Origin of the sequence: Pseudomonas sp. E6002 (assembly GCF_013385565.1) — a bacterium.
Taxonomy (GTDB): Bacteria; Pseudomonadota; Gammaproteobacteria; order Pseudomonadales; family Pseudomonadaceae; genus Aquipseudomonas.
In genome coordinates, this window is sequence record NZ_JACAPT010000028.1 from 38,918 (window position 1) to 51,015 (window position 12,098).

Genomic DNA, 12,098 nt, shown 5'->3' on the forward strand with positions numbered 1-12,098 from the left:
AAATAAGCATTTGCCAAGCATCAAAACTGTCTGCACTATCCGCGTTATGCAAAAACGCAACGTTTCTATCGTCTTAAGAGAGCTGCTGGACCGCGACCGGATCTCCCCCACGGAGCTTCACCGGCGTACCGGCGTGCCTCAATCCACACTGTCCCGGATCCTCAGCGGCAAGATCGTGGATCCGTCGGACAAGCACATCTCGCGCATCGCCGATTACTTCCAGGTCAGCACCGATCAGCTGCGCGGGCGCGTAGGGCTGGTGCCGGCGCGGTCGGACGAGCGTGACCCGATGCATTCGGAACTCAAGGACATAAGCCTGTGGGACGACGAAACACCCGTTAATGATGACGAGGTGTCGATCCCCTTTCTGCGCGAGGTTGAATTGGCTGCTGGATCAGGAAGATTCGTCATCGAGGAAAGCGAGAAGGCCAGCCTGCGGTTCGGCAAGCGCAGCCTGCGGCATAACGGTGTGCAGTTCGACCAGGCCAAGTGCGTGACGGTGCGCGGCAACAGTATGTTGCCGGTGCTGCGCGACGGCGCCACCGTAGGGGTCAATGCGGGCAAATGCGGGATTGGTGACATCGTCGATGGCGATCTTTACGCCATCAATCACAACGGCCAGCTACGGGTGAAACAGCTCTATCGCCTGCCTTCCGGGATTCGCCTGCGTAGCTTCAACCGCGATGAACATCCGGACGAGGACTACAGCTTCCAGGAAATCCAGGATGAACAGATCAGCATCCTTGGTCACGTTTTCTGGTGGGGCATGTACGCCCGCTAACCCTTCTGTGTAAGACAAAGCCCGCCAGTGAGCGGGTTTTTTTTCGTCTGCGTAAAACCACCAAACCCTTTGCCTGCGGGGCTACAAATGCATCTGTGCATTTCTTGCGCAAAAATAAATGCATTTGTGCATTGACTGTATATGCATACATGCATATTCTTCATCTCAAGCCAGCCAAGAAGGCCTGGTGGAGGCGGCAAGGATGCTGCCAAGGAAGACAGGGACGTTACGCAACACCGGCAAGGACGCCATCGAAGCAATGGCAAGGATGCCAGGCAATACCGGCAAGGATGCCGACGCTCTTTAGTTTCAAACCGCTTCAAGAACAGGCAGCGATGAACCGGCCTTAACGGTTCAGAGGGTTGGCAACTGGCCCGGGTGTGCAGCGTAAAGCACCAGAAGCAGTTATCCGGCAGACAGGGATCGTGGTCGGAAAAACATTGAGGAAAGAACCGTACCGCGCCAGTAGCGCCGAAAGTTCGAGGACATCATTACTGAAAAGCCCGGGCAACCGGGCTTTTTGGAATGCCTACCTAGAGAACCCATTCAAATTGAAACAAACACCTACAACCGGCGACCTGCCGGTATCACTCATTCCAGGAGGCGTGACATGACAAACGAGCAGCAAGCGTTGGCGGAAATGCCTATCTGGCTGGTCATCGTATTGGCGGTGATTGGCGGGGTTTCCGGAGAAATGTGGCGCGCCGACAAGGAAGGCGCCCGCGGTTGGTCGCTTATGCGGCGCCTGGCCCTGCGTTCGGGGGCCTGCATGGTGTGCGGGGTATCAGCCCTGATGCTGTGCTACGCCGCCGGCATGTCGATCTGGACGGCCGGCGCCATTGGGTGCCTGACCGCCATGGCCGGCGCCGACGTGGCCATCGGCCTTTATGAACGCTGGGCGGCCAAGCGCATCGGCGTCAACGAAGGCCCTGGCCGGGACCCGCAGTAACCGTTGCAAGGACGCTACTTAAATGACACTTATCGAAAAACCCTCCCAATTGCCCCAGGCCATCAGCGAGGCACTGCGCAGGGCGTTTCCGGAACTTAAGGTCGGCACTCATCAGGACTTTCAGGGCGGCGCGAACGACACCGGCGTGTTGATAACGGTCGAAGGCAATGGGCCGGGCCTTCGCTCCCGCGAGGGGCGCAAGGCCCATGCCCTGGGGATTTCACTCAAGGCCATGGTGGCCCCGGGTGCCTTGCCCTTTGATGCCTGCGACCTGGCCAGCCAACTGATGGACCTGGTGCTGGATAACCGCTGGAACCTGTCGCAGGCGCAGTGCGACCTGCCGACCAGCATCGTCGCTGCGCCTTCAATACGCACCAGCGCAGAGACGGACTACGACACCTGGACCGTCACCTTCATCCAAACCCTCTATATCGGGCCGCCGTTGCTCAACGATCCCACAGGCAAGCCGCTTTTTGCCTGCACCTGGGACGTCTCGAACATCGACGACCCCGACCAATACAAGCCGCTGGCGGAGTAGCCCATGTTCGACGCGCTGTTACGCATGCAGCTGGGGCCGATCGTGGAGCGCCTGGCGGAAATGGAAAGCCAGCTCGAAGACCTGTATCGACGCGCCGAAAGTTTCTGCCGAATCGGCGTGTGCCAGGAGGTCGACGCCGCCAGCAATACCTGCAAGGTCAGCCACGGCGAACTGCTCACCCCGGCGATCCGCTTTTTCAACCCCAGCGCCGGGGCACAGACGGAAACCCGCATCCCGTCAGTAGGCGAGCAATGTTTGCTGCTCAACTACGGCGCCGGGGAGGGCGGGGCGCAATCGGTGGCCTTGTTCGGCTTGAACAGCGACCGCTTTCCACCGGTCTCCAGCGCTTCGACACTGACCCGGCGCCGCCATCAGGACGGTACCCAGAGCGACTACGACGACGCCAGCCATACCTTCAACTGGGTCAATGGCCCCACCACGTTCACAGGTTCCCGCGAACAGGTCGACATCAAGGTCGGCGCCGCCAGCCTCACGATGAGCGCCCAGGGCATCACGCTGCAAGTCGGCGGCAGCAGCCTGTTGCTGGACGCCGGCGGCGCGCACTTCAGCGGCCCGGTGGTGGACCACCAGGGTCGAGTCATCAGCCCCTGACAAGGACATCCCATGATCGGAATCGATAGAAACACCGGGGCGGCGGTCGATGACTGGCTGCAATTTGTGCAGCGCGCTACCCGAGCGCTGACCACGCCCTTGGGCACTCGCCAGAAGCGCCCGCTGTACGGCTCGATGATCCCGCAGTTGCTCGGGCAAAACCTCGGCGATGACCTGCTGATTCTCGCCCAGAGCCATGCCGCCCAGGCGTTCTACAACCCGCAGAACGGCATCGCCGACTTCGAGCCGCAAGTCATCGTCGCCAACCGCCAGGGCGCCGGCCTGTTGCTGCGCTTCGCCGGCACCTGGAAAAACCGCAAGCAATCCTTCGAGGTGGTGACATGAGCATGCTGATACCCGGCCAGAACCAGTTGGCTGAGCCAGCGATCATTGCCGTCGATGAGTTCGAACCGTTGCTGGCGGAGTTCAAGGCGTTTGTCGTCGATTACGTCGCCACTCGTGCACCAGAAAATGCCGCCAAGCTGAAGATCAGCCTGGAGAACGAGAGCGAGTTGCTGACGTTGGCGCTGGAAGCTTTTTGCGTTCGCCTGCAAACCCACGAGCGCAAATACAACGCCCGCATCAAGCAGATGCTGGCGTGGTGGGCTACCGGCAGCAACCTCGATGCGCGCCTGGCGGACATGGGCCTTGAGCGCCAGGTGCTCGACCCTGGTGACCCGGCGGCTTTCCCGCCGGTACCGCCAACATTGGAGAGCGACGATGACGCCCGGTTGCGTTATTACCTCGCGCCTCACGCTCCGGCGGCGGGTTCGCGGATGCAGTATCGCCGGGAGGTTTTCACCCTCGGTGAGCGTCCATCGGTGAAAGTGCAAAGTGCTACCCCGGGTGTGGTGACGGTCACTTATACCTTCGACCCGGACGGCTACGCGGCACGGGTCAAGGATGGCAACGGCCGTCGAACCGCGCCCGGCGAAGTGATGGTCACGGTCCTGTCCCGAGACGGGGATGGCACACCTTCTGCTGATCTGCTCGACGGTGTACGTCGGCATTTCGCTCGGCCTGACGTGCGACCGGAAACGGATCTCGTCACGGTGCAGGCGGCTCAGATCCTGCGCTACAAAATCCGCGTGGTGGCCAAGATCAACGCCGGCCCGGATTCCGGGCTCACTCAAGTCGCCGCCCAGAAACTGCTGCAAGACTATGCAGAGTCCTGCCATCGCCTGGAAGGGCGGGTGGACCCGAGCTGGATCGACTACGCCATCCACTCGGCGGGAGCTGCACAACTGCAAATCCTTGAACCGCTGGAGCCGATCGTCACTACCGCGTTCCAGGCCCCGTATTGCACGGGTGTCGAGGTGGAGGTGCGCACGCTATGAGTGAGCCAAAAGGCAGTTTGCTGCCTGCCAACAGTTCGCCGTTGGAGAAGGCGCTGGACCTGGGTTTCGGGCAATTGCTCGATCGGGTGACGCCCCCTTTTCCCGCCCTGATGAACCCGCTGCAGACGCCGGCTGAATTCCTTCCCTACCTGGCCGCTGATCGCGGCGTCAGTGAATGGGACGCCGCTGCCAGCGAGTCGGAGAAGCGCCTCACCGTGGCCTTGTCCTGGCAAATCCAGCGTCAGGCCGGTACGCCCAAGGCGCTGAGCTACGCCGTCGAATCCCTGGGATTCACCCCCAATATCAGTGCCTGGTATCAACAGCGGCCAACCGGCCTGCCTTACACCTTTGATGTGCAGGCAATCATCGGTCGCAGTTGGTCCAGTGGCGATCACAACCGTTTGATCCGCCGCATCAACGCGGCCAAGAGCGAGCGGGACCTGGCCACCATCACCATCGTGCACGAGACCTCCCAGGGTTTACGTGTTGCTGCAGCCGCTGATCCAGGGTTGAGCATCGGCGATGAGGGCCAGCCCGGGGCGTTGCCCGAAGTGAAGCTGCACGGGGTACTTGCTTGCAGCAGCGTGGCGCACACACCGCTCAGCGATGGCGAGTTGCAGTTGTGCGGCGTACTGCCTGAACTCGGGCTGGCGGCCCGGCTAAACAGTGCCGGGGTTGCCCGGCACTACACCATTAACGACTACGACCTCAGGGCGCAGCCATGACAGATGAAATTACACGCCTGGTGCGCTTCACCTCCAAGGGATTGGATGAAGTGCTGCAGGCAAAGAACCAGGGCTTGAAAGGCGAGATCACCCACATTGGCGCCGGTACTGGCCGCTACAACCCCGACGGCACCGAAGTGGCCCTGCGTGACGAGCGCCAGCGGGTCGCCATTGTGGACTACGAGGATCTGGGCGACCGGCAACTCCGGATGGCCGCGCTGTTTGATGGCGAGGCCGAGTATGAGATCGGCGAGTTTGGTTTTTACCTCGCCAGTGGCACGTTGTTGGCGGTGTATTCCGTGGAGGGGAAGCTGCTCACGTATAAAGCGGCGGCGGCTCGGGTACTGCAGAAGTTCACGTTGGATATTTCGCCGTTGCCGGCGGATAGCGTGACGATTGTGGTGGGGAGCGAGAATTTGAATGTATTGATGGCTGAAGAAATCGCAATCATGGCGGCGGCTTCGGTTGGCAATATGTCTCGTCACGTTGATCTGATGTTGCGGGTTATGCATCTCGAAGCGAAGTAGTTGCACTGACAAAAGTGCTGGAAAGACTAATTGACAGGGAGTTGATGATGGGAATTGAAACGACTATCACGAAAGTGGTGGATGCGTGTAACAAGCTGACAGAAACGGTGACTAACCAGATTGGCAAAATTGATGCACGGGTAGAGGCCGCGTCGAGTCAGTTCACTGCGTGGCGTAACGGTGTACAAGCGAAAGACATCAATGGCCGCGCGCTTTACAAGCAGGATATTGACCTTACCGGCTTGTCCACGGACGTGCTTTACCCAGTGTGGTGGAGCATGCCCGGTAACGATGGGGGAGAAACCGAGCTTACTATCTCTCGAATTTTTTCTCGAGATAGCGAAAAGGCGCCCTTTGGTGAGGGTATCTATCATATCGCCGGCTTGAACCTGCAATTGGAAGGTGTTGGTTTTCCATGGAATGGTGATGCCAACTTCCTGTCGATCAAACGAATATCGCAAACCTATCGCGAAACGGTTCGGGGCATCTCGTTTGGCATGATTTGCACGGCTCGTGCCGTTACAGGGCTTAAACCCATGTATGTCGGTTTGGTCGCTGGTCAGCTGACCACGTCCCCACAATTCTCCGGGATGTACCTAAGAGGTGGGTTGAGTTACACGATCACCAAAACGTTTGATTACCCTGTGAGCTTCAGCAAGGTGGATACCGAAGTGATCATGAAAGATGACGTTACGGCTGATTGGGAGGTGCGTTGGGTAGTGAAGCCTTATTCGCTGGCCCAGGCAGATGCCGTGCTTGGGAAGACCTATGAAGAGAAGCGCTTGGCTTATTCCTACGACAACGACACTCGGTATACCGCCAAGGTTTAAGGACTGATCAAATGACTTTGTTTATTGAAAAACTGGAAACCCCCGCTGGTGACTCGCTGATCAACGTACCTGCCAGCGTGCAGACACTTAAAGGTCTTGGCTTTAGTGATGTGGCCGCTCAAGCGCTGATCGAGAAAGCCGCTGCCGCTGCAGCGCTCGCTAGCACTATTGCTGCTCGCCGCTCTGCCTATGTCAGCGAAGCGGACCCGATGTACCTCGAGTGGCAATTCGACGGTACGCCTGAGAAGGAGAAGGAATGGCGAGCCAAAGTGGCCGAAATCAAGGCGCGGTTCCCGTTGCCGGAAGATAAATAATCACCCACCGCGAAAGCGGTTTTTTTTCGCCCGCCCAAAGCCCCTCTCGCAGGGGCTTTGGCGTTTTTCACCCGGAGAATCCCACTCATGTTTAACCGCCAAACCTACACCGTCCTCATTCCATTCCCCACCGGCAACGGCCACTGGTCTACCGCCGGCGAGGAACTGGAACTGCTGGACGTCGAAGCATCCGCCCTGCGCACCGCTGGCCGCCTGGAACTGACCAGCGTCCTCAACTCCACCCCGAAGAAGGCTGACTGATCATGGCTGAGGTTTTGAACTTCGAACACAACGGCATCACCGTGAACGCCACCGAATCCCCCGAGGCCATGGGTGGCCTGGGCGATAACGTCATCGGCCTGGTGGGCACTGCCCCCAACGCCCATGCGTCGATTCCGAAAAACGCCCCGTTCCGCATCAACAGCTTCACCACCCAGGCGCTGCTGGACCCTACCGGCGCTGAAACCGGCACGCTGTTCCACGCCGTGTACCAGATCCTCAAAGTGGTCAAGGTGCCGGTCTACGTAGTGATCGTCGACGAGGGCACCACCCCGGCCGACACCCTCAATAACGTAATCGGCGGTGAAGAGCCGGTCACCGGCCGCAAACTGGGCCTCGCCGCCCTGGCCAGCGTCCCCGAAGACCTGACCATCATCGGCGCCCCGGGCTTCACCGGCACCAAGGCCGTGGCCGGCGAATTCGCCTCCTTCGGCAAGCGCATCAAGGCCCGTGTGGTGCTGGACGGCAAGGACGCAACCGTCGCCGACCAGGTGACCTACAGCGGCGAACTGGGCGGTGCCGATCTCGGTTTCGACCGTTGCCTGCTGGTGCACAACATGCCGTCGGTGTACTCCAAGGCCGCGAAGAAAAACGTGTTCCTGGCGCCGTCGTCCCTGGCCATCGCCGCGCTGGCCAAGGTCAAGCAATGGGAAAGCCCGGGCAACCAGGTGACTTTCGCCGAAGACGTGTCCCGCGTGGTTGAGTACAACATCCTTGACACCTCCACCGAAGGCGACCTGCTCAACCGCTACGGCGTGAGCTACTACGCCCGCACCGTCCTCGGCGGTTTCTCGCTGCTGGGTAACCGCTCCATCACCGGCAAGTTCATCAGCTACGTGGGCCTGGAAGATGCAATCAGCCGCAAGCTGGTCAAGGCCGGCCAGAAAGCCATGGCCAAGAACCTCACCAAGTCGTTCATGGACCAGGAGGTCAAGCGCATCAACGACTGGCTGCAAACCCTGGTGGCCGACGAGACCATTCCCGGCGGCAGCGTGTACCTGCACCCGGAATTGAACAGTGTCGAGAAGTACAAGAACGGCACCTGGTTCATCGTCATCGACTACGGCCGCTACGCGCCGAACGAACACATGATTTATCAACTCAACGCCCGCGATGAAATCATCGAGCAGTTCCTGGAGGACGTTCTCTAATGTTTACCAACCGAATCAGACAGGCCATGGCGGCCACCCTTCAAGGCCTGCCGTTGTCGGCGACGGTCACCTCGTTCGCACCGCCGAAGATCGACTTCGACATGGAGCAGATGACCGGCGGACGTTTCATCGCCGAAGAAATGGCCAAGAGCGCCAAAGTGCTCAACGCCACATTGGAGCTGCAAGGCGCGGGTCCGGAAATCATGCTTGCCTTGGGGGTGCGCCTGGGCGATGACATTTTGCTGAACGTGCGTGAAGCCGGCCAGGACCAGGACGGCAAGACTTACTTCACCTACCACACCATCGGCGGCAAGCTGAAAACCCTGACCGAGACAACCCTTAAGATGGGCGATAAACCCGCCCTCACCCTGGAGTTCTCCTGCCGCACCTACAACCGCCTGGAAAACGGCATCCCGGTGATCGACATCGACGTGCGTACCCAGAAGTTCGTGCTTAACGGCGTCGACATCCTCGGCGATGCCCGCCGCGCGGTACTGATGCCTTAAGGCCCCGGGAGCGGGTTTTCCCGCTCCCATACTTCACCAAGGAATTGACTCATGGCCTGGATGCCTCCGCTGCACATCCTGCTGTCGCCGATCACCGCTGATACCGGCGCGCTGATCGAGCAGATTCAACTCAAGCCGTTGTTCTACGCCGCGCAAAAAGACGCGCTGGCCCGGGCCGGTGATGACGAGGACGATCAGTTCTTCGAACTGGCCAAACTCGCCACCGGCCTGTCGGAAAAAGAACTCGACCAACTCAAGCGTCCGGACTATGTGAGCATCGCCCAGTACGTGCACGACATGTCGACCCGGCCTGCCTCGTACTTCCTCGACGCCGACGAGCAGCCCCGCGAATCGGCGACCAGTGAGCACGTCTCGCTGCTGTTGCCGCTTGACACCGGCGGCCGCCGTCTCACCAGCCTGACCCTGGAAATGCCCGCCCTGCGCGCCACCAAGGCGATGAAAAAACTCGCCACCAACAAAGAGCGCGCCGAGTTCATCACTGCCCACTGCACCGGCCTGATGATCCCGGATCTCGCCGACCTCAGCGTGCCCGACTGGACCGAACTGCAGGGGAGCATCGACGATTTTTTAAACAAACCGGCGGACTTCTTTCGGAGCGCGACATCGAAGTAATTCTCGACATCGTGCCGCTCATTTACTCGGTAAATGAAGCGGAAATCCTGGACTGGGACGCCGGAAAAGCATTGCGCCGCTACGACATCGCGACCACTCGCCTTGGCGTCAAACAGGAGTAGAGCGGATGGCAGACAGTAAATTTGGATTGAGGTCGCTCATCGCCAGGGACGGCGAGGCGATTTACGGCTCGCTTGAAACGGCCGGGGCAGGCGCCAGCATCCAGCCGATTGCGCCGATGCTTGCCGGCCCGTCCTTGCTTGATGCCGTACCCAAGGACGTGCCGGGCCAGGAACTGGCGAATGTCGGTGCGCAACTGACGCAACTGGTCACGGGGCAGACCCGGCTCATCGACACGCTGGAGAGGTTCAACGGCTCATTGCTCGATGTGATGGGTGCCCTGAAAACCGGCAAGGGCAATAGCACGGGCGGCGCCTCATCCGATACCGTCAAACCCTCGCAGGCGCTGGAAACGGCGATGACCGACCTGCATGAAGTGGTGGGGTTTGCCGGGCATGAGCGCACACAACTGCGCGAAGCCAACCTGGCCTTGGCGTCAGACCCGATGGTTGCCGCGAGTGGCGCAGATGCTGTCGACCTGGCAAGGGTGGAGCAGGTGGGGGCCCGGTCCGGCGTAGGCAAGGACCTTGAAACTCGCCAGGCTGATTTGCTGCAGTTCGCCCGCGATAGCGCGCTCATCGCCGCGGCCTTTCAGACCGATATCAAGACGGCCGGCGAGATGATGGGCGGCTGGCGTGGGTCGATGAAGCTGGATCGCCCGCAGGCGCTGGATCTGGCTGACGCCACCAACGTGCTGGGTTCCCACGCTTCGCTCAAGGCCGATGCGGTGGATATTGGTTCGATTGTGCGCCAGAGCACTGCCGCGAGAACGTCGGGCATGAGCCCCGAGCAGGTAGCGGCGTTTTCGGCGGCGTTGCTGACGGTTGGTAACAACCGGGCGTCTGCCGGGCTTGCGGTGGAAAAAGTCGGCGCCGCGCTGGCCAAGGGGGACGGTGCCTCCGAGGGGCAGCGTGCTGCCTGGGCAGAGCTCAAGCTTGACCCGAAGGTGCTTGCGGCAGGCATGAAGCAGGACGCACCGCAAACAGTGCTGACGGTCCTCGAGGCGCTCAAGGCGCAGCCCCAGGAAAGGCAGGCGGCACTGGCCACGCAGTTGTTCGACGGTAACCGCTCGATTCTGAGCCTGGTGCCGGTGATCGACACGCTGAAGCAGGCCTTTACGGCGGTGGCCGACAAGTCGACTTACGCGACTTCGGTCCTGGGAGACCAGGGCTCGGTCATGCGTTCGGCGACCGGGCGGGCAGACTCCACGCAAGCTCATGAACAAGCCTTCCAGGCCAGTACGACCCGCCTGGAGACAGCTTCCGATACGGCGATTGCACCCCTGAAAATCGGCGCACTGACGGTGCTGACCTCAGTGGTCAATGGCTTGGGCTGGCTGGCTGAATCGCTGCCCAAAGCCACGGCCGCCCTCACATTGGCCGCGGTGGTGATGGTGCCGCTGGCGAAGAAGCTCGGCGGCACTGTCGTGGACAAAGTCTTCGACAAGGTCGCCGGGAAAGTCCTGGGCGAGGGTGACGCGCCCCGCGATGCCGGTGGCAACAAGCCCGACCCGTCCGGCAGCAAAGGGAAGTCACAAGGCAACGACACACGCCAGGGCGAGCGCACGCCAGGCAAAAACTCAGGCCCTGATGCGCCCACGAAAACCAACAGAGCCAGCCGAATCGCGAAGCGCGGTTCGTTGGCGTTGGTGGTGGCAGACGCGGGTATCAATCTCATCAAGGGCGCGAGCAATGGCACCCTGAAAGAGTCCGTTGGCGCCAGTGTGGGGTCGATAGGCGGTGGCGTCGCGGGTGGTGTGGCCGGCGAGGTTGCAGGGCTGGCCATTGGGCGAGCCGTTGGCACGCTCGCCGGGGCGGCGCTGGGTTCGATTATTCCGGGCGCCGGCACAGTGTTGGGCGGTGTGATCGGCGGCTTTGCCGGCGGTGCAATCGGTAAGGTGGTGGGCGGCGTCGTCGGCACGTTCGTCGGCAGCGACGTCGGGGCGAGCCTGGGCGAGAAAGTCATGAGCAGCGACGACCGTCTCCCGCCACCCGAACAAGTCAGCCAAAGCCTTCCCAACGCTCAAACAGACAACCGGCAAATCAACTTCGCCCCGCAGATCAACATTACCGCACCCGAGCAGACCAGTTACCAGGCGCTGGCGGCGCTCGTCGTGCAACAGATCGAGGCGCAGTTCACGCCGCTGTCGATGGACAACCTGCTGGCGACGCGACGCGACGCGGCACTCACCGATGGAGCGGTTTAATGCGACAACAAATGGTGTTGGGCAGCTTTATTTTCGGGCTGTCGCGCGGGTTTGCCTACGCGACCCTCGACCGTATGAGTAGCGGTGGCTGGGTCGCGCTGGACATCATTGCCGGCAAACCCAAGTCCAGCCAGACCGGCCAGGCCCTCGAAACATTGACCTTTGCCGGCAAGGCGGCGCGTGGCATTGGCATGGCCAGGCTCGACGAACTGCGCGACTTGCAGGCCTTGCGTACACCGCTGCCGTTGGTGGACGGGATTGGCCGTAACTGGGGGCTGTGGACGATCAAATCGGTGGACGAGAAACAAGCCAACGTGATCGACGACGGCACCGCCATGCTGATCAATTGGACGTTGATACTGGAGGAATTCGTCAATGCGTAGAGTCCGAAGTATTGCCGGTGACTCCGTCAACCTGCTGCTCTACCGCGAACTGGGTCGCAGCGACGACGCTGCCGAGGAAGCACTGTGGCATCTCAACCCGGACCTCGCGGAACACGGGGCGGTATTGCCGGCCGGCATCGGTGTAATCGTACCGGAGCTGGACGCGCGGTCCGCCGCAAAAAAACCGGTTTCGGTTTGGGATTAAGG

General features: G+C 60.8%; 17 protein-coding genes. All 17 read left to right on the top strand.

The window, feature by feature from the left end; translation table 11 throughout:
- The first annotated feature begins 46 nt into the window (after window positions 1-46).
- The 17 genes from HX815_RS23010 (at window position 47) to HX815_RS23090 (ending at window position 12,096) form a co-directional block, all read left to right on the top strand.
- Entirely contained in the window at window positions 47-781 is a 735-nt protein-coding gene (locus HX815_RS23010; protein ID WP_177028938.1) for an XRE family transcriptional regulator, read from the top strand.
- A gap of 610 nt (window positions 782-1,391) precedes the next feature.
- Entirely contained in the window at window positions 1,392-1,730 is a 339-nt protein-coding gene (locus tag HX815_RS23015) for a phage holin family protein (protein ID WP_003208680.1), read from the top strand.
- 22 nt (window positions 1,731-1,752) lie between these two features.
- Window positions 1,753-2,268: a hypothetical protein gene (locus tag HX815_RS23020; RefSeq protein WP_177028939.1), complete on the top strand. Its 516-nt coding sequence runs from the start codon at window positions 1,753-1,755 to the stop codon at window positions 2,266-2,268.
- Window positions 2,269-2,271: 3 nt separating this feature from the next.
- Window positions 2,272-2,880: a phage baseplate assembly protein V gene (locus HX815_RS23025; protein ID WP_102604888.1), complete on the top strand. Its 609-nt coding sequence runs from the start codon at window positions 2,272-2,274 to the stop codon at window positions 2,878-2,880.
- 12 nt (window positions 2,881-2,892) lie between these two features.
- Window positions 2,893-3,225 carry a phage baseplate protein gene (locus HX815_RS23030; protein WP_003208675.1) on the top strand — a complete coding sequence of 111 codons (333 nt, stop codon included), beginning with the start codon at window positions 2,893-2,895 and terminating at the stop codon, window positions 3,223-3,225.
- Window positions 3,222-4,217, top strand: a complete 996-nt coding sequence (locus HX815_RS23035; protein WP_177028940.1) for a baseplate J/gp47 family protein — start codon at window positions 3,222-3,224, stop codon at window positions 4,215-4,217. The genes HX815_RS23030 and HX815_RS23035 overlap by 4 nt, the downstream gene beginning before the upstream one ends.
- Window positions 4,214-4,942, top strand: a complete 729-nt coding sequence (locus HX815_RS23040; protein ID WP_177009852.1) for a phage tail protein I — start codon at window positions 4,214-4,216, stop codon at window positions 4,940-4,942. The genes HX815_RS23035 and HX815_RS23040 overlap by 4 nt, the downstream gene beginning before the upstream one ends.
- On the top strand, window positions 4,939-5,469 hold the full coding sequence (locus HX815_RS23045) for a hypothetical protein (protein ID WP_177019258.1): 531 nt from the start codon (window positions 4,939-4,941) through the stop codon (window positions 5,467-5,469). The genes HX815_RS23040 and HX815_RS23045 overlap by 4 nt, the downstream gene beginning before the upstream one ends.
- A gap of 47 nt (window positions 5,470-5,516) precedes the next feature.
- On the top strand, window positions 5,517-6,299 hold the full coding sequence (locus tag HX815_RS23050; RefSeq protein WP_177009850.1) for a phage tail protein: 783 nt from the start codon (window positions 5,517-5,519) through the stop codon (window positions 6,297-6,299).
- An 11-nt stretch (window positions 6,300-6,310) separates the two neighbouring features.
- Window positions 6,311-6,613, top strand: a complete 303-nt coding sequence (locus HX815_RS23055; protein ID WP_177009849.1) for a hypothetical protein — start codon at window positions 6,311-6,313, stop codon at window positions 6,611-6,613.
- Window positions 6,614-6,700: 87 nt separating this feature from the next.
- Complete coding sequence (locus HX815_RS23060; protein ID WP_003208665.1) at window positions 6,701-6,874, top strand: hypothetical protein; 174 nt, start codon at window positions 6,701-6,703, stop codon at window positions 6,872-6,874.
- A 2-nt stretch (window positions 6,875-6,876) separates the two neighbouring features.
- On the top strand, window positions 6,877-8,043 hold the full coding sequence (locus tag HX815_RS23065) for a phage tail protein (protein WP_177028941.1): 1,167 nt from the start codon (window positions 6,877-6,879) through the stop codon (window positions 8,041-8,043).
- Complete coding sequence (locus tag HX815_RS23070; protein WP_102604880.1) at window positions 8,043-8,549, top strand: phage major tail tube protein; 507 nt, start codon at window positions 8,043-8,045, stop codon at window positions 8,547-8,549. The genes HX815_RS23065 and HX815_RS23070 overlap by 1 nt, the downstream gene beginning before the upstream one ends.
- A 51-nt stretch (window positions 8,550-8,600) precedes the next feature.
- The gene (locus HX815_RS23075) at window positions 8,601-9,182 is read left to right on the top strand and encodes a phage tail assembly protein (protein ID WP_177028942.1); all 582 of its coding nucleotides are present in this window, start codon (window positions 8,601-8,603) and stop codon (window positions 9,180-9,182) included.
- Between the two features lie 148 nt (window positions 9,183-9,330).
- Window positions 9,331-11,508 carry a phage tail tape measure protein gene (locus HX815_RS23080; RefSeq protein ID WP_256351179.1) on the top strand — a complete coding sequence of 726 codons (2,178 nt, stop codon included), beginning with the start codon at window positions 9,331-9,333 and terminating at the stop codon, window positions 11,506-11,508.
- Window positions 11,508-11,891, top strand: coding sequence for a phage tail protein (locus HX815_RS23085; RefSeq protein WP_177028944.1), 384 nt, complete (start codon window positions 11,508-11,510; stop codon window positions 11,889-11,891). The genes HX815_RS23080 and HX815_RS23085 overlap by 1 nt, the downstream gene beginning before the upstream one ends.
- Entirely contained in the window at window positions 11,884-12,096 is a 213-nt protein-coding gene (locus tag HX815_RS23090) for a tail protein X (protein ID WP_177028945.1), read from the top strand. Before HX815_RS23085 ends, HX815_RS23090 begins: the two co-directional genes overlap by 8 nt.
- Window positions 12,097-12,098: the final 2 nt, after the last annotated feature.

Bases quoted from the DNA above. Each gene is read 5' to 3' on its own strand.
- HX815_RS23010 (WP_177028938.1), top strand. From the start codon at position 47: ATGCAAAAACGCAACGTTTCTATCGTCTTAAGAGAGCTGCTGGACCGC.
- HX815_RS23015 (WP_003208680.1), top strand. From the start codon at position 1,392: ATGACAAACGAGCAGCAAGCGTTGGCGGAAATGCCTATCTGGCTGGTC.
- HX815_RS23020 (WP_177028939.1), top strand. From the start codon at position 1,753: ATGACACTTATCGAAAAACCCTCCCAATTGCCCCAGGCCATCAGCGAG.
- HX815_RS23025 (WP_102604888.1), top strand. From the start codon at position 2,272: ATGTTCGACGCGCTGTTACGCATGCAGCTGGGGCCGATCGTGGAGCGC.
- HX815_RS23030 (WP_003208675.1), top strand. From the start codon at position 2,893: ATGATCGGAATCGATAGAAACACCGGGGCGGCGGTCGATGACTGGCTG.
- HX815_RS23035 (WP_177028940.1), top strand. From the start codon at position 3,222: ATGAGCATGCTGATACCCGGCCAGAACCAGTTGGCTGAGCCAGCGATC.
- HX815_RS23040 (WP_177009852.1), top strand. From the start codon at position 4,214: ATGAGTGAGCCAAAAGGCAGTTTGCTGCCTGCCAACAGTTCGCCGTTG.
- HX815_RS23045 (WP_177019258.1), top strand. From the start codon at position 4,939: ATGACAGATGAAATTACACGCCTGGTGCGCTTCACCTCCAAGGGATTG.
- HX815_RS23050 (WP_177009850.1), top strand. From the start codon at position 5,517: ATGGGAATTGAAACGACTATCACGAAAGTGGTGGATGCGTGTAACAAG.
- HX815_RS23055 (WP_177009849.1), top strand. From the start codon at position 6,311: ATGACTTTGTTTATTGAAAAACTGGAAACCCCCGCTGGTGACTCGCTG.
- HX815_RS23060 (WP_003208665.1), top strand. From the start codon at position 6,701: ATGTTTAACCGCCAAACCTACACCGTCCTCATTCCATTCCCCACCGGC.
- HX815_RS23065 (WP_177028941.1), top strand. From the start codon at position 6,877: ATGGCTGAGGTTTTGAACTTCGAACACAACGGCATCACCGTGAACGCC.
- HX815_RS23070 (WP_102604880.1), top strand. From the start codon at position 8,043: ATGTTTACCAACCGAATCAGACAGGCCATGGCGGCCACCCTTCAAGGC.
- HX815_RS23075 (WP_177028942.1), top strand. From the start codon at position 8,601: ATGGCCTGGATGCCTCCGCTGCACATCCTGCTGTCGCCGATCACCGCT.
- HX815_RS23085 (WP_177028944.1), top strand. From the start codon at position 11,508: ATGCGACAACAAATGGTGTTGGGCAGCTTTATTTTCGGGCTGTCGCGC.
- HX815_RS23090 (WP_177028945.1), top strand. From the start codon at position 11,884: ATGCGTAGAGTCCGAAGTATTGCCGGTGACTCCGTCAACCTGCTGCTC.